The organism is Pseudolactococcus plantarum (assembly GCF_002441715.1).
GTDB lineage: Bacteria > Bacillota > Bacilli > Lactobacillales > Streptococcaceae > Pseudolactococcus > Pseudolactococcus plantarum.
The window spans coordinates 39,171-65,525 of the sequence record NZ_JXJX01000002.1 but is presented as its reverse complement, the minus strand read 5'-3'; the positions used below and the strand labels follow the sequence as shown (position 1 = coordinate 65,525).

The window sequence follows — 26,355 nt, the reverse complement described above, 5'->3', positions numbered from 1 at the left end:
TTGTCAATTATTGTCAAGCTTATATAGAAAATTTTGGAGAAAAATATGAAAACAAACAAATTCTTACAAGTGATTTTAGCAACAATTTTGTTGTTAACAACCGCTTTTGTGTCAAATCAGCATATCGTTTCAGCTGATGATAATGTAGATGTAAAAAATACGAATATCACAATCAACAAACGTATTTTTGATGAAGGAAAAACACCTGCTAACAAACAAAATACAGGTGATGTGATGAGTGACTTTGGTGGTCAACCTTTAAATGGTTCAGAATTCACAGTTTATAATGTGAGTGATCAATATTATAGCTTAATTAAAGGAAGCGACCAAAATACTGCTATCGCTAAAATTCAACAAGATGCTGCTAGTGTAGCACCAGATTATGCTAAAAAAGTGGATGCCAAAACAACAGCTGGTCAAGGTCAAGCAACATTTGCTAATCTACCACTTACAGATTCAAATGGTAAATATATTGTATACCTTTTTGTAGAAACAAAAACACCTAATAATGTGACGATTACAAAACGTGCTGTACCGATGGTAGTCGCAATGCCGATCTACAAATTAGATGCAAATCTAAAACCAACTAATGACATCAATAAAGATATCCAGTTATATCCTAAAAATGAAACAGCTAAAGATACTAAAGAATTTAGTAACCTAGGACAATTCAATCAAGTTACTGTAAACGGTACAACATTTGCAAATGTTACAACTGGTGATACATTAAATTACAAATTAACTGTAAATATCCCTGCTAATATCGGTGATTCAAATGCCGTAACAAGTTACAAAATCAATGATAAACCGTCAGCTGGCTTGGCTTTAGTAGCTGGAACAGTTAAAGTAGGTAGTCTAGTAAAAGATACTGATTATACAATTACTGAACATGATGGTGGTTTTACTGTTGATCTTAAATTAGATAGTGCTGCTGTTAAAGCTTTGGCAGGTCAAAAACTACAATTAGCTTATAACATGACTTTAACAGCGACGGTTGATCCAGATGCTTTACAAAGTAACAAAGCAAGTGTTCAAATTAACAATGATACTGAGCAACAAATCACACCGCCTACACCAGTAGGAACTGGTGGCTATAAATTCACTAAAAAAGACGCTCAAACTGGTAAAGTGTTACAAAACGCTAAATTTGTTGTAACCAATAAAGATCAATCAAAATTTGCAACTTTTACTACTAATGCTAATGGTGATAACGTATTTACAAAATGGGTAGATACAAAAGATGCTGCGACTAAAGTCGTTTCAGATGCTAACGGATCTATTAGAGTCATTGGGTTGTTAAATGGCGATTATGTTTTAAATGAAACGGATACACCTTCAGCTAACTATGTTCTCTTAAAAGATGGTACAATTACATTTACAGTTGAACATGGTAAATATGGCGCATCAAACTTAGATGTTAAGAATACACCTAAAGGGCTATTGCCATCAACTGGTGGTGCTGGTATCTACGCCTTCATCATTATTGGTGCAGCGATGATGATTGGTGCATATATTTGGTTTAAAAAATCAAGACAACAAGCAGAAGTTTAAGTCTTTAGACTAACAGGTGTTTTCCTGAAGTTAAAGGTTAACGTTAACAAGGCTGGGGAACTTTCCCAGCCTTGTTGTGTTTCGGAAAGGAAGGTGAATCAGCATTGAAAAAACAATACCCGCAGCAAGATAACTTAAAAAACGAAAGAATCAATTTATGGCTTAAGGTCTTGATGGCACTTTTGTTCTTTGTTGGTGCAATGGTATTCGCCTATCCTTTTGTGGTAGATGCCATTAATAATTTTTATGATCAACGTGTGATTGATAACTATCAAACTCAATATCAAACAGCACATAAAGCACAACAAAAAAAACGCTTAACGCAAATGAAAGCAGAAAATGAATCCCTTCTCAAACAAGAGCATACGACAAACATTCCTGGCATGGGCTTAGTTGAAGATCCGTTTGAAAGTGCACTAAAAAATAATGTGACACCAAGCAAAGCTTATTTCCAATCTCATATGATAGGTGCCGTTTTTATTCCTTCTATTCATGTTAGCCTACCCATTTTTAATGAAACTAACGATGATTTATTAGAAAAAGGCGCTACAGTATTACAGGGAACTTCTTATCCGATAGGTGGTATCAGTACACATTCAGTTTTGACTGGGCACAGTGGTCTACCAGATAAAAAACTCTTTACGGATTTGGATAAATTGAAAAAAGGTGACTTATTTTACATTGAAGTATTGGGTGAGAAATTAGCTTATCGAGCAGTTGACTTTAAAACAGTATTACCAACGCAATTAGAGAGTTTAAAGATAGTAGATGGCAAAGATTTAGTCACTTTAGTGACTTGTACTCCTTATATGGTTAATACGCATCGGTTATTGATCACGGGAGAACGCGTTCCTTTTGTCGAACAAAAGATGACCAAGCAAATCAAGAAAGCACAAGCCTATCATGAGAATAGACTACTCGCTTTTGCAGTCGGTATCCCGATTTTTTGTTTCTTATTTGCATACTTGATATGGCGCAAGTTTGTCTATTATCTATGTATCAAACATCGCTATGATTTTGTATTCTATGCTGTAGCTGATGGACAAGGAATCGCTAATTTAGCCTTTTATCTGGTAGAGAAAAAAGGGAAAATACCAGTATTAAGAGACGGTGAACGACTTAAAGCAATCAGTGATAAAGATGGGCGTGTCCTGTTTGAAGGTATTCCAGGTGGCCGTTATGTTGCTTATCCTGATGAACAAACCGCTTTTCCAAAAGTATCTGGATTTGTGCGACTGTTACAGGATCAAAACTTTACACTTAAGGCTCGTGGTGCACGCGTAAAAAGAACCGGTAAGCAACATCATCGTGACTATATCATCGATAGGGGACATCATGCAAAATAAAAAAAAGCCACAAGCTAAGGCTAAAAAAAGCATAGGCAAGCGTTTTTTGATTAATTTGATGGTTTATAGTTTATTTTTGATTGGTATATTGATCATGCTATATCCGTTTTATATCAGTGCCTTAAATGACTATTTAGATAATGTTCGTGTGTCACTTTATAAGGATAGTTTACAAAAAGCTCACGACACACAAGAAAAGCAGTTGAAAGCAGCTAATGAAAAATTAGCTAAACAAGGCTTGACACCCTCTACAGATCCTTTTAAAGATGCCAAAGCAAGTGGTGTTTCTGAAGATTATTATAAAAAACATCTACTAGGCACCATTGATATTCCTAAGATCAACATTAAAATCCCACTATTTGATACGACTAATAGTGAACTGTTAGAAATTGGTGCAACAACCTTAAATGGGACCTCATACCCATTAGGAGGTCAAAATACACACGCTGTGATTTCGGCTCATCGAGGGCTACCAGACCGTGCACTTTTTACTGATTTACCAAAACTAAAAGCAGGGGATATATTTGTTTTAGAAGTATTGGGTCATAAATTAGCCTATGAAGTGAAGACGATTGTTGTGGTGAAACCAGAAGAAACACAGGTCTTAAAGATAGAGCCAGGGCAAGACTTGGTGACGTTATTGACTTGTACACCTTATATGATCAACTCTCATCGCTTACTAGTTACTGGCAGTCGTGTCCCTTATACGCCAAAAGTTGAAAAGATGTTAGCGCAAAATGACCATAATCGCAAACTGATCCAACTTGCTTTGCTAGTCTTATTTACCTTACTAGTTTGCTTAATGCTCTGGATACTTTATCGGATTATCCACCAATACCTGCTCGCTAAGCAAAATATGTCGATTGTTTTACAGATTATTACCTCAGATCAATCGCCTTACGCACAACCTTTACATCTTTATGATCGAACGGGTAAAAGAGCATTGAAGCGTCAAGGTGAGGCGGTGATATTAATACCAGATGCGACGGGTACTTATCAGATTGATCACTTAGCAAAAGGGATGTATTGTTTAAAAACCAAAGATGATGCGCTATGTGTGTTGATCGGACAAACTAAGATAAAAGCGATGACTTATCAACTTAAAGTAATGAAAAGATCTAAATTATCCTTTAAACAACTCTCACAGCAAGTAATTCAAATTACCTAATATACAAAAAAACATTAAACAGTTACTTAAAGAGTAGCTGTTTTTTTATTGCTATTGATATTAGCATAAGAGATAAACTGCTTATTTGCGTAAATTTCATGAGTATCCCTAGAGGACTCTTGAGATGGGCATTAAAAATCTAAAGATAAAATGGATGAGTTAACCAAGTTAAATGAGTTGACTTTGTGATAGTGATAGTGTTTAATATATGGTTTAGTATACTAAATAGGAGATAATCAAAAATGTATAAATCGATGGAAAATGATGTGTTTTTTCAGAAATCACAAATAGAATCGCTAACGATTATAGACGTTAGAGAACCACATGAGTTTGAAGAGGAGCATATCGAGGGGAGTAAAAATATGCCGTTAAGTAGTCTTGTTTTAGACTATGACCAATTAACTAAAGATCAGTCTTATTATGTGATTTGTCATGCGGGCGTTCGTTCAGTCAGTGCATGTGAATTTTTGAGTCAAGAAGGTTACGATGTGACAAACGTTAAGGGTGGCGTGGCACTCTGGCAAGGTGATTTGATTTAATTCATATGACTTAGTTGCATGGTTACCTCATAAAAAATTAGCTAACTCTCTCAGAAAATGGGATAGTGGATGGCACCTGTGTGAGCATCTACTAGCATGTCTTACAAAAAACTGGCTAGTTGATGGATTATTCAACTAGCCAGCTTTTTATTTGGGAATTAATTTATTTATTCGGAATCATTTAGCTCATCAGCGATATCTTGTAATACATCAAATGTTAGAAAGTAAACAGGAAAGTCAGCTGTTTGCTTAAATTTGGTAATTAAGTAGCTAAGCTTTGTTTCATTTTCTTCATCATAAAATACCCATGCACCATCAGCATTTTGGATGAGAAACTCGTTATACTCACGAAATTGGTTGCCGTTTTGGTATGCATCGTAGGCATATTGTACAAAATCTGATTTTTTGAACAGCTCAAGTTTTGCTTGATTACCCTCGTTCCAATTTTGACCATGTGTTTTAAATGGAAAGATTGTAGCTAGTTTGAAGCCATAATCTGCTTGCATCTCAATTGCGATTTCTAGTACCCAGTACTCAAATCCTAAGTTGCCAGTGAATATAAGCCATTCTAGCCCTTGCGAGGCAAACTGCTCTAACTTTTTTCGAATAGCTGTTTTGATAATGGTCAACTTCAAATCTTTTTCATCAAAAATGCCTAAGTCAAAGGCATTATATCCTGTAACTAAAAGTGTCTTCATATCAGTGTATTATCCTTTTAAATTTATGGTGCTTGATTCTCATTGTTTCCTTAATTGTGGTATAACTATCTAATTCATATCATGATTAGTAAGGTCATACTTGCACATTTTGCTATAAACCTATATACTTATTATAACTGTATTTTATTAAAATAAGGTAATAAAAGACTACTATATAATGTATGACAGATTTGATGATATGCTAAACATAATATATGTCAACTCTAGTCTTTGATATCAGGGTGTCCTCTTGTAAGAGTAGTTGAATAAGTTATTTTAATATAAAATGAAAGGGAAAATATGGTTAACTATCCTGCTGGGATGCTAAGGTCCAAAAAAATAACACCAAGACAACCGAAAGCGATCATGTTTGGCAAACGTGGGATGGACTTTGAAGCTGAAATAAACGCGACAAATGCCTACTATTTAGCCCATGGGCTTGCGGTCATACATAAAAAACCAACACCAGTCCAGATTGTTAAAGTAGATTATCCACAGCGTAGCCGAGCCAAGATTACAGAAGCTTATTTTCGCCAGGCATCGACTACGGATTATTCGGGCGTTTATCAAGGACACTATATTGATTTTGAAGCAAAAGAAACACAAAATAAAACGAGTTTTCCTCTGAAAAATTTTCACGCTCATCAGATTCTCCATATGGAGAATGTTGTCGAACAAAATGGGATAGCGTTTGTTCTTTTGCATTTTACAGTTTTGTCTAGGACGTTTTTGTTAAAAGCGACAGATCTCATTCCATTTTATAAGGAAAAACAGGGACAAAAGTCTATCCCGATTGCTTTTATAGAAGATAAAGGATATGAAATTTCAAAAAATAAACTACCAAGTATTCCTTATCTTGACTGTATTCACAAACTTTTAGGAGGTAACTCACATTTCAAGTCTAAAACACAATAATAATCTTCGTATTATAAAAGTGATTAAGTGGCTGTTGATTTCAGTATTCACGTTAATCATTTTAGGTTTTTCAGCTGGCGTTGCACTCTTTGTTTATTATGCTAAAGATGCACCACCGTTAGAAGAATCTAAACTTGTATCTAAACCTTCTTCCGTTTTTTATGACAAAGATGGACAAGTTTTAGCGGATTTGGGAGTTGAAAAAAGAGAACTTGCATCGACTAAAGACATCCCATTAACCTTAGTTAATGCGATCACTTCTATCGAGGACCATAGATTTTTTAAACATCGAGGGGTTGATCCGATTCGGATCATATCATCAGTTGTCCATAACACGCAAAATGACAGCACACAAGGTGGCTCAACACTCACGCAACAATTAATTAAGTTATCTTTTTTCTCTACAAAGACTAAAGATGCAACGATTGAGCGTAAAGCGCAAGAAGCGTGGATGGCAGTTAATCTAGAACGCCAAAAAACTAAAGAAGAAATTATTACTTATTATATTAATAAAACATACTTAGGAAATGGCTATTATGGGATGTTAACGGCGTCAAAAAGTTATTTTGGTAAAGAACTCTCAAGCTTAGATCTATCTCAAATTGCGCTACTTGCTGGAATGCCGCAAGCACCAAATTCTTATGATCCTTATGCCCATCCAGAAGCGGCTAAAGATCGACGTGATATGGTGTTACGAGCAATGTATCGCTATAAGACCATCACTAAGCAACAGATGACTGAAGCGATTGCTAAACCGATTACGGATGGCTTACAGCCTAAAGCAGATAATAAATCTATCCCAAGTTATCTTGATAATTATATCAAGCAAGTGATGCATGAAGTCCAAGATAAAACTGGCTTAGATGTCGCTACAGCTGGACTTAAAATTTATACACCACTAGATAATGCTGCGCAACAGAAATTGTGGGATATTTTTAACACAGATCAATATGTACACTTCCCAGATGACTTATTCCAAGTTGCTTCAACGATTGTTGATGTTAACTCGGGTGCAGTTATCGCGCAACTTGGTGGGCGTAAACAACCGACAGATGTGACGTTTGGGCTCAACCAAGCAGTGCAGACGAACCGGGATTGGGGATCTACCATGAAACCGATAACAGACTATGGACCTGCTTATGAAGATGGCGTTTATAAATCTACAGGCGATATCATCGGTGATAATTGGTATGTCTACCCAGGTACTAACATTCCGGTGTATGACTGGGATAAGTTGTACCAAGGTAATATCACAGTGCGGAGAGCCCTTTGGGGATCTAGAAATATACCAGCTGTAAAAACACTTGCAGCTGTTGGATTAGATAACTCTCAAAAATTCCTTGAAGGCTTAGGAATTCATTATCCGAATATGCAATATTCTAATGCGATTTCAAGTAATAATAAGCCAGATGACAATGATCCTAAAGCGCAAAGTTATGGTGCAAGTTCTGAAAAAATGGCTGCTGCCTATGCTGCTTTAGGTGCTGGTGGCGTTTATACAGAACCGTATTATGTCAATAAAATCGTCGATTCTGAAGGTAAAGAAACTGTCTTAAAACCTGTAAGAAGTCGTGCGATGAAAGAAACCACAGCCTATATCATTACAGATATGCTTAAAGGTGTTATCACCAATGGGACGATGACAAATGGGATTATTCCAGGTTTAAATCAAGCTGGGAAAACAGGGACATCTAACTATGATGATAATGCCTATCAACAAGCCATGGCGAATTTAGATGGTCCTTATGATGGTAGCTCACTCGCACCAGATGAAAACTTTGTCGGCTATACACCAAAATATTCAATGGCAGTATGGAGTGGGTATAAGAACCAAATGACGCCAGTATGGGGCTCTAAACTATATCTCGCGTTAGATGTTTATCGAGAAATGATGACTTACCTAGCGTCTACTACCAATAATCCTGATTGGACGATGCCTGATGGTGTTAAAAAAGTTGGTAACGAGTTAACATTGACTAATTAATACATGTATTCAAAAAACAATCTTGACAACAACAACCATTTTATTATATAATAGAATAGTTGTGGCGGTATAGCCAAGTGGTAAGGCATGGCTCTGCAAAAGCTTGATCGTCGGTTCAAATCCGTCTACCGCCTTTCATAACATTTTTGATAAATTTATAAAAAAGAAAACCGCATAATAGTGCGGTTTTTTTGTATTTTTCTACTTAAATAAATATAACTTTAAAAAAAATAGGGACAAAATAGGGACAAAATGGGGTCATTTGTGGTCAGATATTATCAAATAAATATCCTATACCTTGGTCTATTTTTTCCAGTTGTTGTCATTGGTTTATGCAATATTCAATATGCCAAGAAATTAGCATTTAGAATTAACCTAAACATTTTGCTAGTTTATGTTAGGTATTAATCTTGGTACCTTTTGATATGATTAGATAATAATTAGTTTATTATGCATAAAAGTCTACTATAATGAGATTTATAAGAAATTATGAAATAAAATTACATAAAAAATTTATTAAAATTATAAAATATGCTTGTCTATTTAAAATTATTTGATATAATAACACTTACCTGCTTTAAATTCGGTATATACCAACTAGTAAAAGCAAGTATCTAATTCATTATTTAATAGGAGCAAACAAAGGATTATGACAAAATCAGTTTTAAAATCAATGAGATTGTTACTAATAATTTTATTGATAATTCCAACTTTTTCATCTCTTTTCGGTATCAAAGTATATGCTGAGGACATTGTAGTGCCTGAATCAGGTAGTGTATACGATGATCTACCAGCTAATTATGGGGTATTGGGAATTGCTTCGCAGTTCCATATTTTTGCAAAAGGTACTTCAAAGCTAAATGCTCATACGAATGGTAATATAGCAAGTGCTATATTTGAAGGAGAAGTTAATTTTGGTACAAATATCCACGAAGGATTAGTTTCTAATGAGATTGATTATTTAGAATCTGTAAAAACAATTAATTCTTCATCTGAGATACCAGATAATGCAACACGAAAAACCAAGTTTGTTGTTGGCGTTAACAATCAGTTCTCATCTGTTGATAACGGCAATGGTATTGCATTAAATGGTACAAAATTAGATCATTTAAAGAATGCTGATATATTTCAAGATAAAAATAAAAAGTATATAGATTTTTCATCTGAATTTAATAAACTATATGCAACATCAGATCAGTTGTATTCACAGAAACCTAATCTTACGATTACCAATGACTCTTTTGATGACCCTAATAAAAGAGTCATTGATTTAGCTAGTCAAACCTCAAGTAACGTTTTTGTTAATATCGATGCAAGTGTATTAGCTGGTAATACTGATTTAAATATCAATAATCCTAGTAATAAAATCGTCATTATGAATGTGACAAATAGTCAAAGTAATTTGGATATCGCATCGAAAATAGTTTACAATGGACGCAGCAACCAAGAAACAGAAAATTTTTCAGATGCTAATATTTCTTGGAACTTTGGCAATGACACACATACTATTAATTTTAATGCTCCATTTCAAGGGACGGTATTAGCCCCAAATTCAGCGATTATTGTCAATCAAAATTTAGATGGTAGTATCATTGCAACAGATGTGGATATCAAAGCAGAAACACATAGATGGGATCCGAATCCAATTATTCTAAATGGTGCAGTGATTCTTAAAAAAGTTGATAGTGGAGATAAAAACAAAACGTTAGCAGGTGCAGAATTTAGCCTCTTTGCTAAAGACGGTACACTAATCAAAGCGGGACTTGTCACAGGTGAAGATGGCACATTACGTTATGATAACTTGACTGATGGCGATTACTATTTTGTGGAAACAAAAGCACCAGAAGGTTATCAGCTTGAGACAAGCCATCATGAGTTTACAATCAAGTCAACTGAAACAGCAGAAGTTGAAACCGTAACAGTCAGTGATGAAAAAATTACACCAGTTACAGGCTCAGTTATTCTGACTAAAGTTGATAGTGGAGATAAAAACAAAACGTTAGCAGGTGCAGAATTTAGCCTCTTTGCTAAAGACGGTACACTAATCAAAGCGGGACTTGTCACAGGTGAAGATGGCACATTACGTTATGATAATCTGACTAACGGCGATTACTATTTCATAGAAACAAAAGCACCAAAAGGTTATCAGCTAGATGCTAGTAAGCATCCATTTACTATAAATACCGATGAAACGACCGAGGCTCAATCAGTAACCGTTTCTGATAAACAAAATCCTGGGGAGGTTATTCTCAAGAAAGTTGATAGCCAAGATAAAAGTAAGACCTTAGCAGGTGCAGAATTTAGTCTTTATAAAGAAGATGGTACTCTTATTCAATCAGGCCTTAAAACAAATAAAGATGGTATTTTAGAGTATGACCACTTAGCAAGTGATGTAGATTATTTTGTGGAAACAAAAGCACCAGAAGGCTATCGTTTAGATAAAACTAGACATGCCTTTAAAATCAAAGCAAATCAAGAGACAGATGTTGAATATATCACGGTGACTAATGTTCAAAAATCGCCAGTTACAGGCTCAGTTATTCTGACTAAAGTTGATAGTGGAGATAAAAATAAAACGCTAGCAGGTGCAGAATTTAGCCTCTTTGCTAAAGATGGTACACTAATCAAAGCGGGACTTGTCACAGGTGAAGATGGCATATTACGTTATGATAATCTAACTAACGGTGATTACTATTTCGTGGAAACAAAAGCACCAAAAGGTTATCAGCTTGAGACAAGCCATCATGAGTTTACAATCAAGTCCACTGAAACAGCAGATGTTGAAACTGTAACAGTGAGTGATAAAAAAACTTCACCTGTTACAGGCTCGGTTATTCTTAAAAAAGTTGATAGTGCAGATAAAAACAAAACGCTAGCAGGTGCAGAATTTAGTCTCTTCACTAAAGATGGTACACTAATTAAAGCGGGACTTGTCACTGGTGAAGATGGCACATTACGTTATGATAACTTGACTGATGGCGATTACTATTTCGTGGAAACAAAAGCACCAAAAGGTTATCAGCTTGAGACAAGCCATCATGAGTTTACAATCAAGTCCACTGAAACAGCAGATGTTGAAACTGTAACAGTGAGTGATGAAAAAACTTCACCTGTTACAGGCTCAGTTATTCTGACTAAAGTTGATAGTGCAGATAAAAACAAAACGCTAGCAGGTGCAGAATTTAGCCTCTTTGCTAAAGACGGTACACTAATCAAAGCGGGACTTGTCACAGGTCAAGATGGCACATTACGTTATGATAAACTGACTAACGGTGATTACTATTTCGTGGAAACAAAAGCACCAAAAGGTTATCAGCTTGAGACGAGCCATCATGAGTTTACAATCAAGTCCACTGAAACAGCAGATGTTGAAACTGTAACAGTGAGTGATGAAAAAACTTCACCTGTTACAGGCTCAGTTATTCTGACTAAAGTTGATAGTGGAGATAAAAATAAAACGCTAGCAGGTGCAGAATTTAGCCTCTTTGCTAAAGACGGTACACTAATCAAAGTGGGACTTGTCACAGGTGAAGATGGCACATTACGTTATGATAACCTAACTAACGGCGATTACTATTTCGTAGAAACAAAAGCACCAAAAGGTTATCAGCTTGAGACGAGCCATCATGAGTTTACAATCAAGTCCACTGAAACAGCAGATGTTGAAACTGTAACAGTGAGTGATGAAAAAACTTCACCTGTTACAGGCTCAGTTATTCTGACTAAAGTTGATAGTGGAGATAAAAATAAAACGCTAGCAGGTGCAGAATTTAGCCTCTTTGCTAAAGACGGTACACTAATCAAAGCGGGACTTGTCACAGGTCAAGATGGCACATTACGTTATGATAAACTGACTAACGGTGATTACTATTTCGTGGAAACAAAAGCACCAAAAGGTTATCAGCTTGAGACAAGCCATCATGAGTTTACAATCAAGTCAACTGAAACAGCAGAAGTTGAAACCGTAACAGTCAGTGATGAAAAAATTACACCAGTTACAGGCTCAGTTATTCTGACTAAAGTTGATAGTGGAGATAAAAACAAAACGCTAGCAGGTGCAGAATTTAGCCTCTTTGCTAAAGACGGTACACTAATCAAAGCGGGACTTGTCACAGGTCAAGATGGCACATTACGTTATGATAAACTGACTAACGGTGATTACTATTTCGTGGAAACAAAAGCACCAAAAGGTTATCAGCTTGAGACGAGCCATCATGAGTTTACAATCAAGTCCACTGAAACAGCAGATGTTGAAACTGTAACAGTGAGTGATGAAAAAACTTCACCTGTTACAGGCTCAGTTATTCTGACTAAAGTTGATAGTGGAGATAAAAATAAAACGCTAGCAGGTGCAGAATTTAGCCTCTTTGCTAAAGACGGTACACTAATCAAAGCGGGACTTGTCACAGGTGAAGATGGCACATTACGTTATGATAATCTGACTAACGGCGATTACTATTTCATAGAAACAAAAGCACCAAAAGGTTATCAGCTAGATGCTAGTAAGCATCCATTTACTATAAATACCGATGAAACGACCGAGGCTCAATCAGTAACCGTTTCTGATAAACAAAATCCTGGGGAGGTTATTCTCAAGAAAGTTGATAGCCAAGATAAAAGTAAGACCTTAGCAGGTGCAGAATTTAGTCTTTATAAAGAAGATGGTACTCTTATTCAATCAGGCCTTAAAACAAATAAAGATGGTATTTTAGAGTATGACCACTTAGCAAGTGATGTAGATTATTTTGTGGAAACAAAAGCACCAGAAGGCTATCGTTTAGATAAAACTAGACATGCCTTTAAAATCAAAGCAAATCAAGAGACAGATGTTGAATATATCACGGTGACTAATGTTCAAAAATCGCCAGTTACAGGCTCAGTTATTCTGACTAAAGTTGATAGTGGAGATAAAAATAAAACGCTAGCAGGTGCAGAATTTAGCCTCTTTGCTAAAGATGGTACACTAATCAAAGCGGGACTTGTCACAGGTGAAGATGGCATATTACGTTATGATAATCTAACTAACGGTGATTACTATTTCGTGGAAACAAAAGCACCAAAAGGTCATCAGCTTGAGACAAGCCATCATGAGTTTACAATCAAGTCCACTGAAACAGCAGATATTGAAACTGTAACAGTGAGTGATGAAAAAACAGATAGGTTACCTGATACTGGTGAGCGTACCGGTTTGTTGATAACGATTTTGGGGATTCTTACTATAGTATTTAGTGTATTAATATTTTTAAATAAAAATATACTATCCAACAATCATATATGATATCACTTTTAAGTTTTTGTAAGACTTTTAGAAGCATACTAAATAGTGGAGTAAAAATATAGAGTTGTGTAATGTGTTGATATTGATAATTAAGGCTAAATTAAAGTAATGACTATAAAAATACAATTCTATAAAGAATTGTATTTTTAATTTAACATGGTGTTAAATAAATCAATAATACTTTGATAAAAATAACATAGCAACCGCTACTCATGTTAAAATAGAGGATAGATCTTTAAAACTTTGAAAGGTTACAAATATATGAAGAAAAAAATATTAAAAGTGATTGCTTGGACAGTTGGTATCGTGGTAAGCTTATTATTAGGCATCTGGATTGCTTTCCAAGTTTCTCCAAAACCTAGTGCGATGATCATTGCTAGACTCTTTAATGGAGAAGTAAAAATATCAGATGAAAAAGCTTATGATTTGGCTAAGAAAAATGTATCGGTTACTTTGAATCAAACCTATCAGTCTAAGTTTAAGGATAATACATATGATGTCTACTATCCTAAACAGAGCACAACACCTGTTCCAGTTTTACTATGGGTACATGGTGGTGGCTATGTTGGCGGAGATAAAGAAGGTGCAAAAGAATTTGCAACCAGACTAGCTTCTGATGCTAATATTGCTGTTGTATCGATGAATTATGGTGTTGCACCAGAGCTAAAATATCCTAACCAAGTTATACAAGTGGCTGATATGATGCAGACACTTAAAAAGAAACAAGATAAGCATCTAGATATATCTAAAATGTTAATTGGTGGCGATAGTGCAGGTAGCCAAATCGCGCTACAGTTTGTCAACACACAAACAAATAGAACTTATGGTGAAAAAGTAGGGATTCCTAAAATTTTAGATGATAAGTCCATTAAAGGGACTATTTCTTACTGTGGTCCAGTAGATTTGATACAAATGGCTGATAAGTCCGTATCAGATAAGAAAATGAAATTTTTTGTTAAGACAGTGGCTTGGTCCTTAATTGGTACGAAAAATTGGCAATCAAGTGATGAACTAGTTCAAGCTAGTTTAGTTGATCAGGTAACAGCCAATTTTCCACCGACATATATCACAGATGGTAATGCTTTTTCGTTTGAAGCACAAAATATTGCGTTAGCAAATAAACTTAAAGCGCTGAAAGTCCCTGTAACAAGTCTATTTTATACAAATAAAAAGAAACAGATAACGCATGAATATCAATTTAACTATAAGACTGAGGAAGCTAAACTGTGTTATGAACAAACTTTAAACTTTGTGAATCAGTACAAGTAAAGAAATTTTGAGCTTATCAATGATATAATCTCAAAGTTTTTTTCATAACAGTTGTCTATTTTTGGTCAATGTTAAAGATAAAGTGACTGGGTATATGGTTAGTTAACCTTTATAAAATAAAAAGGTGTAAAATATAACTATGAAATATATACTGATATTGATACTGATAACCATAGGAGTCACACATACGACAATGCAAGCTAAAGCCGATACACAGACATCAGGTTATGTCACGACACAAGACCATGAAGAAATTCACTATATTAGAAAAGGAAAAGGGACGCCTTTAATATTACTGCATGGTAATGGACAAAGTGCAGCTTACTTCAAGTCTCAGATGGATTTACCTTTTGATAATATTGCGATTGATTCAAGAAATCACGGTAAATCAAGTAGTACACAAGAATTGAACTTTAAGTTGATGGCACATGACGTCTTAGATGTGCTTAATGCGCTCCATATTGAAAAAGCAGATATTCTAGGTTTTTCTGATGGTGCTAATCTGGCGATGGTTTTTGCTAAAAACTATCCACATCGAGTGAATAAGTTAATTTTAAATTCGGGTAATTTGAAATTTTCAGATTTAAGATTGTTATCTAAAATAACATCAATACTTCAAAATTTCTTCTTCAATACACCAGTGACCGAACTATTGGTCAAAAATGTAGGCGTCAAAAAAACAGATTTGAGTAAATTTAACATGCCAGTTTTGGTGATTGTCGGTCAGTATGATCTCATTAAAAAATCGTCATCTAAAAAAATAGCAAGATACTGTCATGGTGATTTTGTCGTCATTCCTAAGGCGTTTCATAAAGCCTCCCAAACAAGACCTAAATTATTTAACCAAATTGTGACACAATTTTTACAAGTAAACTAAGAAAGATAGGCATATGTTCAACTTTTTCAAAAAAAATAAAAAGTATATAAAAGTCACTTTTATGATAGCAGTCACTTTTATTGCGCTAAGTCAGATTGCGGGTATCCTCAAACAAGTTCAGCCAGATAAAATTGCGCTGATTTTTGAGCGTTTAAATTTTGTGGATTTAGTTATTATAGTCGTTGTGGGGATGATTAGTATTGTCCCAATGCTAAATTATGATAGAATCCTTAATCATTTATCTGGCAATGATTTTCCGCTTCCTCAGTTGATCAAAGTGTCATGGCTGATTAATACAATCAATAACATCGCAGGGTTTGGCGGTGCAGTTTCTATCGCCTTGCGCAGTCAATATTACGGCAAAGAAAATAAGGAAAACTTATTAGCTAATATCTCAAAAGTATTCTTTTTTGCACTGTCTGGCTTATCCATCTATGGTTTGATTGGCTTTATTTTGATTCATCTGGGCCATGTCAATTCTTTTGTTGCGGAGTATAGTCCGTGGTTGATTGGTGCAGCAGTTTATTTTGTTGTCGTCGTCTTATTCACTAGGAAAAACTTGGGTGGTCTAAAAAAGTGGTTACAAGCTGAATTATTAGTCACAAGTTTTCTAGAGTGGAGTGGGGTCATGCTCACGTTCATCGTCATCGGTCAGGTGTTAGGTGTTGATTTATCAATCTCTACCTTGATTGTTTTAGTTACAGCAAGTTCTGTTATCGGTATTATTTCGATGATTCCTGGTGGGTTAGGATCATTTGATGTGATGATGATGTTAGGGTTAATCCGTTTAGGTGTCTCACAAGAGATTGCTTTTATTTGGTTATTACTCTATCGCTTATCTTATTATTTAATCCCATTGCTCGTCGGGATATTAAGTTGGCTGTTTACGACTGGTCAAGAGTTTGATAAACGATTTAATGGCATACCGATTAACTTGAGTAAAGAGGTCTTACATAAAGTCATCTCACTATTAATTGGCATAACTGGTGGTTTTCTCGTATTAACGGCAACGGTACCTGAGGTCTTTAATCGATTTGATTGGTTGCGTCGCATCTCACCATGGAATGCGAATTTGATAGCTGAATCACCTAAAATTATATTAGGGTTTCTTTTGATCATTACTAGTAGAGCTTTAAAAAATCGGGTATCAAGAGCTTATATACCGACTTTGGTAATTGAGTTGGCTATGATTGTTTATATCTTTTTAGATGACTTTTCATGGTACTCTATTGTGTTGATGGTTGTCTTATTCTTATTAACACTATTTACCAGAAGCGAACTCTATAGAGAACAATTGGTGCTGAGTTACGAATCGATTATCGTTGATAGTTTTGTGATCATTTTCTTGATGTTACTCTATATAGTGGTTGGTACACTATCAAGACCTGCTTATCATTTGCATCATAAAGTGACTGACTTTCTTTTGTTCCCATCTGAAAAACTGTGGATTAGTGGCTTAATAGGTATTTTTATCGTTGCGGCCATATGGATGTTATATCTCCATTACTTGCAAGGCAAAAAACAGGTCATCGGGATAGAGCTTGATGAAGCAGTAGCCCTAGACATTTTAACAACTTATGGTGGCAATACCCAAAGTCAGCTTGTATTTATGGGTGATAAAAGAATGTGGGTATATGAGGATCGATTATTGATCCAATTTGCGATTCGTCAAGATAAAATTCTTGTTATGGGCACACCATCTGGTGATATGAGCTGTCTCTATGACGCGTTATTAGCCTTTATAGAAGCATCAGACCGTCTTGGCTATCGACCAGTATTTTACGAAATTGATGAAAAGACAACTCTCATCTTGCATGAACTAGGCTATCACTTTATCAAACAAGGTGAAGAAGGACATGTTAAACTAGGTGATTTTACGTTATCTGGCACGAAAAATAAGAGTAAACGTCAAGCAGTTAATCAAGTTGAAAAAGCAGGCTATCGTCTCGAAATTATCGAAAGTGAGGCCTTAACATCAGCTGATTTTGTGAGATTTCGTGAGATCTCAGATGAGTGGTTGGGAAAACGAAAAGAAAAAGGCTTCTCACTGGGCTATTTTGATGAAACATATCTAAGTAAAGCCCCTATTGCGATTGTCCGCTCGGATGAAAAAATTGTTGCTTTTGCAAATATCATGCCAACCTATTCAAAAGAGTTTGTGACGATAGATTTAATGCGTCACACAAATGATGCGCCAAATGGTGTGATGGATTTTCTTTTCATCAAATTATTCGAGTATTTTCAAGCACAAGGCATTGAAAAATTTGATTTGGGTATGACACCACTTGCTAATGTCGGGGTATCACGCCGGTCATTTGTTTCAGAACGTATCGCTAATTTGATTTATCAATTTGGAGATTCACTTTATAATTTTGAAGGCTTGCGTAACTATAAGAAAAAATATGTCACGTCTTGGGAACCAAGATACACAGCATATTCTCACAATGCAAATATTTCGTTTGTCATGTTAGCGTTGTTATTACAAGATAATCAAAAAATCTTAGAAGCTGAGGATAAATAATGTCGAGATTATTAACAATCAGGAAACGATTACTAAGTGAAAATTTAGATGCAATCATCGTGACAAATTTGAAAAACATCTATTATCTGAGCGGGTTTTGGGGAACGGCTGCTACGGTGTTAGTCACGCAAAAAGCGCAATATCTGTTGACAGATGCCAGATATAGTAGTGAAGCAAGAGATGCAGCCGCTGATTTTAAGATTATTGAGACAACTGATACGACTGAACAACTCAATCAACTATTGAAACAAGAAGCGATTCGTCAGGTTGGGTTTGAAGATAGCTTATCTTATGCAGCAGTTAAACAATTCCAGGCAATGCTAACAGAAATAGAGTTGAGGCCTTTAACTGATTTTGTAGAAATACAGAGACAAATCAAGTCTGAATCTGAGATCAAAACAATCAAAAAAGCTTGTCAAATTTCTGATCAAGCCTTTCAAGATTTATTGAAATTTGTAGAACCTGGCAAGACTGAGATAGAGGTTGCTAACTTTTTAGATTTTAAAATGCGTGCTTTAGGGGCATCAGGTACAAGTTTTGAAACAATTGTTGCCTCAGGTCATAGAAGTGCCTTACCTCATGGTCGCGCCACACATAAACCGATTGATTTTGGTGATGTCGTGACAGTCGATTTTGGCTGTTATTATCAGCATTATGCAAGTGATATGACAAGAACATTTTTTGTAGGGGATGCAAGTCCAAAACTAGAAGAGATGTATCGTGTTGTTCAAGCTGCGCAAGAAGCAATGATTGAAAAAAGTATTGCAGGGCTAACTTATGGAGAATATGATCGTGCTGCACGAGAAATAATCGATACAGCCGGCTATAGAGAAGCTTTTACGCATGGTATCGGACATGGGCTAGGGCTAGATGTTCATGAATTACCTTATTTTTCTAAAACGTCAAGCAGTCCATTGCTTGAAAACATGGTCATCACTGATGAACCAGGTCTTTATCTAACTGGTGTGGGAGGTATTCGTATTGAAGATGATTTACTGATCACTAAAGAAGGTGTAGAGGTACTAACTTTAGCGCCGAAGGAACTTATTGTACTATAAATCTAGCGAAAAAATTGGAAATATGGTAAAATGGAGAGAACGTACAAAATGAAGAAAATGAAAGTGAGATTATAATCCATGGTAGCAGCAAACGAACTGAAGGCAGGTATGACTTTTGAAACAGACGGTAAACTTTTACGCGTTTTAGAGGCGAGTCACCACAAGCCAGGTAAAGGCAATACGATTATGCGTATGAAATTACGCGATGTTCGTTCTGGATCTACATTTGATACCTCTTATCGTCCAGAGGAAAAATTTGATCAAGCTATCATCGAAACGCATAATGCACAATATTTATATAAAATGGATGATACAGCTTATTTCATGGATAATGAAACATATGACCAATATGAAATCCCAGTTGCAAATGTTGAAAATGAATTGAAATTTATCCTTGAAAATGCAGAAGTGAAAATTCAATTCTTTGGCAGTGAAGTCATTGGTGTTCAAGTACCGACGACTGTTGTATTAGAAGTTGCAGAAACACAACCTTCTATCAAAGGCGCGACAGTAACTGGATCTGGAAAACCTGCTATAATGGAAACAGGGTTAGTTGTCAACGTACCAGATTTTATCGAAGTAGGCCAAAAACTTGAAATTAACACTGAAACAAGTGCTTACTTAAAACGTGCTTAACCCCACTTGCTCAACCATCCTAAAAAGACGGGAAGATGAAAATATGACAGATACTAATATTATTACTAACTCTGAAGCACTTGGTGAAATCGTCATTGCACCACAAGTGATTGAAACAATTGTTGCGATTGCCGCTGCTAAGATTGATGGCGTTTATAGCTTAAGAAATAAACGTTTTGCCGATTTAATCGGTAAAAAAGCAGATGGTCGTGGCGTTTATGTACGTCAAGATGAAGATAAGGTTATCGTAGATATCTATGTTTATCTCACTTATGGTGTGTCAGTACCAAGTGTTGCGATGACGATGCAAAGTGTTGTCAAAGAAAATGTCCTTGACATGAGCAACATCGTAATTGACGAAGTTAACATTCATGTTGCTGGTGTTGTCCCTGAAAAGACACCAAAACCTGATTTTAAAGATTTATTTGATGAGGATTTCTTAGATGTCGACTAAGCCATTAACGCAGCATGAAATCAGAATTCGTGCAGTACAGGCGCTTTATTTGTTAGAGATGACATCAGAAGAATCTGTTGAGAACGCGATGCTATTTGCTTTAACAAATGATGCTAGATTGTCTAGTCAAGAAGTAGATATAGCGCCTGCATTACCAGTTGAAAAAAAACCTAAAAAAACTGGCAATATTTTTTCATTTACGCCTAACCGTGAGGGCGGTGTAACGAAAAAACAAGAAACTTCTGAGGATGCGATAGACATAGTTACACCAGTAGACTTACCAGTTGAGACAACTGTTTTAACTGATAAGTTTGATGATGTACACAAAAATAACTTAGAATTCTTGATGGCATTGGTTTATGGGGTCCGTGCTAAAAAAGAGAGTATCGATGAAGAGATTGGCCAATATTTAGCAAAAAATTGGTCTATCAAACGACTATCTCCTATTAATCGTGTGATTCTAAGATTAGGTACATTTGAAATTCTCTTTAACGAAACACCACGTGTTGTTGCAATAAATGAAGCGATTGAACTTGCAAAAGCTTTCAATGATGAGAAAGATGCGAAATTTATTAATGCTATTCTGACAAAAATTGGACAGGCATAAACATCAAAAATCTATTCAAGAGTTTCTCTTGTATAGATTTTTTTGTTGTGCTCTTGATCGGGTCATTGTGATGTGTGATTAAGATAGTATAAGTAGACCCATATCATGATATTATCATCTTTAATTAATGAATTAATTTTAAAACAGTATTTATGAGAATTATTTGGTAAAATATAAGTATCAATTCATTCAATAACATCGTCATTGTAGAAAGAGGTCATATATGATACAACCATTATTTTTAGAGTCAGTACTTCAAGAAAAAATCTGGGGTGGAGATCACCTTAAGCGATTCGGTTACACTCTACCTTCTGATAAAATCGGGGAATACTGGGCTATTTCTGCGCATCCAAACGGCGTTTCAACGATCAAAAATGGTGACTATGCAGGTGTAAAACTAGATGATCTTTATCAGGAGCATAGAGAGTTATTTGGTCATGCTAAAAAAGACGTTTTCCCTTTATTAACCAAGATTTTAGATGCAAATGACTGGTTAAGTGTTCAAGTACATCCAGATGATGCTTATGGACTTGCAAACGAAGGCGAACTTGGTAAAACAGAATGTTGGTATATTATAGATGCGCAACCTGGTGCAGAAATCATATATGGCCATCATGCAAAAAGTAAAGCTGAGTTACGTGACATGATAGCGTCTGGAGATTGGGATCATTTATTAACTAAGGTTAAAGTTAAAGCAGGCGATTTTTTCTATGTACCTAGTGGGACGATGCATGCTATCGGAAAAGGTATTTTGATTTTAGAGACACAACAATCATCAGATACAACTTACCGAGTTTATGATTTTGATCGAAAAGATGATCAAGGTAACTTGAGAGAATTACATATTGAAAAATCAATTGATGTCTTAACCTTAGGTGAGCCGGCTAATACAACACCTACTGTGACAAAAGCAGAAAACCTGGATAAGACGACTTTTGTTTCAAATGACTTTTTCACTGTAGAAAAATGGGAAATTACAGGTCCAACTACCTTTAATAAGACAGCACCTTATACACTTTGTTCAGTTTTAGATGGAGAAGGGATATTAACTGTTGCTGGTCAAAGATATCCAGTTAAGCTTGGGGATCACTTCATTTTGACAAGTGATATCACTAAGTGGGAATTTGATGGTAAATTAACAATTATTGCCAGCCATGATGGAGAGTGAATATGGCTGAAATTACCTATAATTCTTGGTTATCTACTTATAAAAGACCTTTTGGTGCCGCACTGATTGGAACCAATTTTGAATTTGATCTCATCATCGATACGCCACATCATGTAGCAGTTAACTTTGTGATTCAATTCGAAAATGGCTTCAAATCGTATGAAAAAATGACACCAAGTTCAGAAAATAGGTTTCATTTTGCTTTAAATAACCTGTCTGAGATTGGCTTTTATAATTATTATTTTCAAATTATTGAGTTTGATGGGCCACATGAATACCGCTATTTTTATGGTGCAACAGACATAGGTGGTAGGTTAGGGAAAACTTATGCGGATGAGGGAGCCGTTATTGCGTATACGCAGACGATTTTTTTAAAAAAAGAAAAGGCGCCGGATTGGTATCGGAATGCCGTTTTTTACCAGATTTTCCCAGATGCTTTTGCTCAGATTGGCCATGCTAATCAAAAAGATGATATCTTTTTTTACGGTAAAGAAACGGATAAGCCTTACTATATCAGAGAAAAAGATGGGGATATCACACGTTGGACCTTCTATGGTGGTAATTTACAAGGTATTATCAGTAAGATCCCTTATTTAAAAACATTGGGTGTGACTGCACTTTATCTTAATCCGATTTTTGAGGCAAGAAGTACGCACCGTTATGATACAAGTGACTATATGACAATCGATTCTATTTTAGGATCTGAGGCTGATTTTGAAGCATTAGTTACTGCTTTACACCAACATGATATGAGGCTAATATTAGATGGTGTTTTTTCTCATGTGGGCCGAAACTCTAAATACTTTGATTTTGATGGCAAATCCGGTGGCATGGGAGCCTATCAAACCAATAAGTCTCCTTATTTTGATTGGTTTTCATTTACTCACTATCCGGACGACTACAAATCATGGTGGGGGATTAAAGATCTACCAACCATAGATAAAAGTAAGACAAGTTTTCAGCAGTTTATTTATGGAGATGAAGATAGTGTTATAGATAAATGGAATGGCCTAGGGATTGATGGTTGGCGTCTTGATGTAGCAGATGAACTACCGGATTTCTTTATTAAAGGTATTCGAGATACCTTAGAGCGCTATCCAGAGCAAGTATTAATTGGTGAAGTATGGGAAGATGCGTCACGTAAAATCGCTTATGAGCAATATCGTAAGTATATATACGGTGATGGCTTGCATGCGACCATGAACTATCCATTCCGAGATATTATTCTAGGCTTATTAGTAGGCGGTTTGTCCCCTGAACTAGCAGCTAAAAAAGTGATGCAGTTATCTGAAAATTATCCAAGAGACGTCTTTTTAAATAATTTTAATAATATCGGGACTCATGACACAGAGCGGATTTTAAGCTTACTTGATCATAATCTGACCAAATTGAATTTGGCTGTTGGCTTGTTGATGACATTACCTGGTGTACCGACGATTTATTATGGAGATGAAGCGGGATTGACTGGTCTAAAAGATCCAGAAAACAGAGCCTTTTTTCCTTGGGATAATATCAATCAAGATACCCAAAAGATTTATCAAAATTGGATTAAGATTAGAAAATCCATACCAGCTTTAGCCGATGGGGATATCAACCTATTTTACTCGGATAAGATTTTTGGATTTGTCCGGACAGATGAGACACAGACTGCGATCTTTATTTATAATTTGGCTAATGAAGGTGTTTCAGTGAATGCACAGGATTTGACATTTTTAACGCAACCGGTTGAATTTACGCCGTTTTTTATTGGGGCACTTGAAAGTATTTCTAAATTAACCTAATGATCGGATTAGCTGTTATCAGCTTACTATAGAACAATGATCTAATTGAGATAAGACGACTGTCTTATCTTTTTTTATGTGTTTACCTGTTTTATCACGAGATATAATATGGGTAATTATACTAAATAACCAGCATAAAAGTAAGGCTAAGGGTGACTAACTTTTTGGTTAAACTCAAACGATTTTTCTTTATATCGACACGTATAATTAAATACTGAATTTTCAGGTTAATTTGAGCAAACGGTTTCACCTTATGATATAATTAGAATTAAATAAGAGGTATATGATAAGGAGTTTGTGATGGTCCAACAGTCAATAGACAACGCGTTAAACACATTTTCAACTGGCGAAAATTTTCATGTACAACACTACCTTGGCTGCCATCGGACGGAAGACGGTTATGTTTTTCGTGTTTGGGCACCACATGCAAAAGAAGTTGCATTAATCAGCGATAAGACACAATGGCGAAGTAATCCGATACCTATGATACGAAATCATCTAGGTGTTTGGGAAGTGGATTTGCTTGTAGGTCAAGTTGAACGAGGCGACTATTACAAGTATCTTGTCACTCGATCAACATCTCAAGTGATCGAGAAGATGGATCCTTATGCCATCCGGTTTGGCGAAAGGCCTGATACGGCAGCTCAAGTCTATGATATTTCACCTAAAGACTGGCAGGATAAGGCTTGGTTAACAAAGCGACGTCAGTGGGATATGTTTAGCTCCCCAGTCAGTATTTATGAAGTACATGCGAACTCTTGGCAACGTCATGAAGATGGCCGTCTGTATACCTTCTCAGATTTAGCTAAAACATTAATTCCATATGTCAAGTCGTTGGGGTTTACCCATATCGAATTTATGCCCTTGATGACACATCCTCTCGGGATGAGTTGGGGCTATCAGCTCACTGGATATTTTGCCCTGGAACATACTTATGGGACACCAGAGGAATTCCAGGATTTTGTTGAAGCATCCCACTTAGCAGATATTGGTGTAATTATTGATTGGGTACCAGGACATTTTTCTCAAAATGATGATGCTTTGGCCTACTATGATGGTACACCGACCTATGAATATCAAGACAAAAATAAGGCACGTAATGTCGGCTGGCAAGCATTAAACTTTGACTTATCCAAACCGCAAGTCCAATCCTTCTTAATCTCATCTCTAAATTTCTGGATTGAATTTTATCATGTTGATGGTGTCAGGATTGATGCCGTATCTAATACATTGTACTTGGATTATGATCAAGGGGAGTGGACGCCTAACGCAGATGGGTCAAATATTAATCATGATGGGGTTGCCTTTTTCAAAAAACTGACGAGTGTGATCAAATTATCACATCCAGATGTGATACTATCAGCAGAAGAGGCAACCAGTCAAACCAAGATAACCGGCATGCTCGAAATGGGTGGCTTAGGTTTTGATTTTAAATGGAACATGGGCTGGATGACTGATGTTTTAAAATTTTATCAGATGGATCCGCTCTATCGTGGTCAGTATTTTAATCTCTTGACCTTTAGTTTTATGTATATGATGCATGAAAATTATATTCTGCCCTTCTCACATGACGAGGTCGTACATGGGAAGAAATCATTACTACATAAAATGTGGGGGGACCGTAAGGAACAATTTTCCGGTCTGAGAAATCTACTAACCTACCAAATGTGTCATCCTGGTAAAAAGTTATTATTTATGGGACAAGAATTTGGTCAATTTCTAGAATGGAAGTATGATTGGCAGCTTGAGTGGGAAGCATCTGATGTGTTGAATGATCAGATGCAGTACTTCACAAGTAAGTTGGCACATACTTATCGTGAGTTTCCGCCACTATTTGAACTTGACCATGATGTTGGTGGATTTGAGGTGATTGATGCAGATAATATAGCAGAAAGTGTTTTGAGTTTCATCCGTAAAGATGCATCCGGTAAACAATTGATTTGTGTCTTTAATATGGCACCGATTGAGCGCCAACAGTTTACCATAGGTGTGCCACTTTCGGGTACTTATACCGAAGTCTTAAATACTGAAATGTCAGAATTTGGTGGCGACTGGCAAGCCCATAATCTTGATCAAAAAACGCAAAAAGGTCTGTGGAAGACATATGAACAAACTTTGAGTTTTACACTACCAGCGCTTGGTGTGCTCATATGGCAGTTAGTCGAAGAAGAGAGTGAAGAGACCAGAGCGTTAAGCAGTAAGGCACACAAGCCACTATCAAGCAGTTTTATCACAGATAATCAGTGGGCAGTATTAGCCCCCTATTTTCCAGCAGGCTCACGAGCAAAATATGATAAGCGAGAACTCGTGAGTGCCGTCTTATTTATTCAACAAACTGGCAGTCCATGGACAAGATTACCAGACACTTTCCCACCATACAAAACAGTCTATGCATTTTATAAACGTGCTACCAAACTTGGGATTTGGCAGCGAGCGATGTCTGAATATGAGGCGTTAAACGACAATAATTGTGTTGATCAGTAACGCTAACTAACAAAAAATCAA

Annotated in this window: 18 protein-coding genes and 1 tRNA gene; 18 read left to right on the top strand and 1 reads right to left on the bottom strand. The window is 36.0% G+C overall.

Annotated elements, in window-relative coordinates; translation table 11 throughout:
• Nucleotides 1–45: 45 nt before the first annotated feature.
• The 4 genes from RU87_RS01410 to RU87_RS01395 all read left to right on the top strand — a co-directional run bounded on the left by RU87_RS01410 (nucleotide 46) and on the right by RU87_RS01395 (nucleotide 4,604).
• Complete coding sequence (locus RU87_RS01410) at nucleotides 46–1,551, top strand: SpaH/EbpB family LPXTG-anchored major pilin (RefSeq protein ID WP_068164779.1); 1,506 nt, start codon at nucleotides 46–48, stop codon at nucleotides 1,549–1,551.
• Between the two features lie 104 nt (nucleotides 1,552–1,655).
• Complete coding sequence (locus RU87_RS01405) at nucleotides 1,656–2,897, top strand: class C sortase (protein WP_068164781.1); 1,242 nt, start codon at nucleotides 1,656–1,658, stop codon at nucleotides 2,895–2,897.
• Entirely contained in the window at nucleotides 2,887–4,065 is a 1,179-nt protein-coding gene (locus RU87_RS01400; RefSeq protein ID WP_068164785.1) for a class C sortase, read from the top strand. Before RU87_RS01405 ends, RU87_RS01400 begins: the two co-directional genes overlap by 11 nt.
• Before the next feature lie 242 nt (nucleotides 4,066–4,307).
• Nucleotides 4,308–4,604, top strand: coding sequence for a rhodanese-like domain-containing protein (locus tag RU87_RS01395; protein ID WP_068164787.1), 297 nt, complete (start codon nucleotides 4,308–4,310; stop codon nucleotides 4,602–4,604).
• Between the two features lie 167 nt (nucleotides 4,605–4,771).
• On the opposite strand, the gene RU87_RS01390 is transcribed toward RU87_RS01395, so the two are convergent.
• Nucleotides 4,772–5,302 carry an SLOG family protein gene (locus RU87_RS01390; protein WP_068164789.1) on the bottom strand — a complete coding sequence of 177 codons (531 nt, stop codon included), beginning with the start codon at nucleotides 5,300–5,302 and terminating at the stop codon, nucleotides 4,772–4,774.
• A 300-nt stretch (nucleotides 5,303–5,602) separates the two neighbouring features.
• On the opposite strand from RU87_RS01390, the gene recU reads away from it, so the two are divergent.
• The 14 genes from recU (at nucleotide 5,603) to glgB (ending at nucleotide 26,334) form a co-directional block, all read left to right on the top strand.
• Entirely contained in the window at nucleotides 5,603–6,217 is a 615-nt protein-coding gene (gene recU / locus RU87_RS01385; RefSeq protein WP_068164792.1) for a Holliday junction resolvase RecU, read from the top strand.
• 19 nt (nucleotides 6,218–6,236) lie between these two features.
• Nucleotides 6,237–8,201 (top strand): PBP1A family penicillin-binding protein, encoded by a 1,965-nt coding sequence (locus RU87_RS01380; protein WP_231860464.1) that lies wholly within the window; start codon nucleotides 6,237–6,239, stop codon nucleotides 8,199–8,201.
• A 63-nt stretch (nucleotides 8,202–8,264) separates the two neighbouring features.
• A tRNA-Cys gene (locus tag RU87_RS01375) sits at nucleotides 8,265–8,335 on the top strand.
• A 515-nt stretch (nucleotides 8,336–8,850) separates the two neighbouring features.
• Nucleotides 8,851–13,479: an MSCRAMM family protein gene (locus tag RU87_RS01370; RefSeq protein WP_096835787.1), complete on the top strand. Its 4,629-nt coding sequence runs from the start codon at nucleotides 8,851–8,853 to the stop codon at nucleotides 13,477–13,479.
• Between the two features lie 261 nt (nucleotides 13,480–13,740).
• Nucleotides 13,741–14,748, top strand: a complete 1,008-nt coding sequence (locus tag RU87_RS01365) for an alpha/beta hydrolase (RefSeq protein WP_068164471.1) — start codon at nucleotides 13,741–13,743, stop codon at nucleotides 14,746–14,748.
• A 139-nt stretch (nucleotides 14,749–14,887) separates the two neighbouring features.
• Nucleotides 14,888–15,625, top strand: coding sequence for an alpha/beta fold hydrolase (locus RU87_RS01360; RefSeq protein ID WP_082782203.1), 738 nt, complete (start codon nucleotides 14,888–14,890; stop codon nucleotides 15,623–15,625).
• Nucleotides 15,626–15,638: 13 nt separating this feature from the next.
• Nucleotides 15,639–18,146 (top strand): bifunctional lysylphosphatidylglycerol flippase/synthetase MprF, encoded by a 2,508-nt coding sequence (gene mprF / locus RU87_RS01355; protein ID WP_068164465.1) that lies wholly within the window; start codon nucleotides 15,639–15,641, stop codon nucleotides 18,144–18,146.
• On the top strand, nucleotides 18,143–19,204 hold the full coding sequence (locus RU87_RS01350; protein WP_425268473.1) for a M24 family metallopeptidase: 1,062 nt from the start codon (nucleotides 18,143–18,145) through the stop codon (nucleotides 19,202–19,204). Before mprF ends, RU87_RS01350 begins: the two co-directional genes overlap by 4 nt.
• A 78-nt stretch (nucleotides 19,205–19,282) precedes the next feature.
• Complete coding sequence (gene efp / locus RU87_RS01345) at nucleotides 19,283–19,840, top strand: elongation factor P (RefSeq protein WP_068164459.1); 558 nt, start codon at nucleotides 19,283–19,285, stop codon at nucleotides 19,838–19,840.
• Between the two features lie 43 nt (nucleotides 19,841–19,883).
• Nucleotides 19,884–20,294 carry an Asp23/Gls24 family envelope stress response protein gene (locus tag RU87_RS01340; protein ID WP_068164455.1) on the top strand — a complete coding sequence of 137 codons (411 nt, stop codon included), beginning with the start codon at nucleotides 19,884–19,886 and terminating at the stop codon, nucleotides 20,292–20,294.
• Nucleotides 20,284–20,901 carry a transcription antitermination factor NusB gene (gene nusB / locus RU87_RS01335; protein ID WP_068164452.1) on the top strand — a complete coding sequence of 206 codons (618 nt, stop codon included), beginning with the start codon at nucleotides 20,284–20,286 and terminating at the stop codon, nucleotides 20,899–20,901. Before RU87_RS01340 ends, nusB begins: the two co-directional genes overlap by 11 nt.
• Nucleotides 20,902–21,124: 223 nt before the next feature.
• Nucleotides 21,125–22,069 carry a mannose-6-phosphate isomerase, class I gene (manA, locus tag RU87_RS01330; RefSeq protein WP_068164449.1) on the top strand — a complete coding sequence of 315 codons (945 nt, stop codon included), beginning with the start codon at nucleotides 21,125–21,127 and terminating at the stop codon, nucleotides 22,067–22,069.
• 2 nt (nucleotides 22,070–22,071) lie between these two features.
• Nucleotides 22,072–23,850 carry a glycoside hydrolase family 13 protein gene (locus RU87_RS01325; RefSeq protein ID WP_231860458.1) on the top strand — a complete coding sequence of 593 codons (1,779 nt, stop codon included), beginning with the start codon at nucleotides 22,072–22,074 and terminating at the stop codon, nucleotides 23,848–23,850.
• Nucleotides 23,851–24,150: 300 nt separating this feature from the next.
• On the top strand, nucleotides 24,151–26,334 hold the full coding sequence (gene glgB / locus RU87_RS01320; protein ID WP_068164447.1) for a 1,4-alpha-glucan branching protein GlgB: 2,184 nt from the start codon (nucleotides 24,151–24,153) through the stop codon (nucleotides 26,332–26,334).
• Nucleotides 26,335–26,355 lie beyond the last annotated feature (21 nt).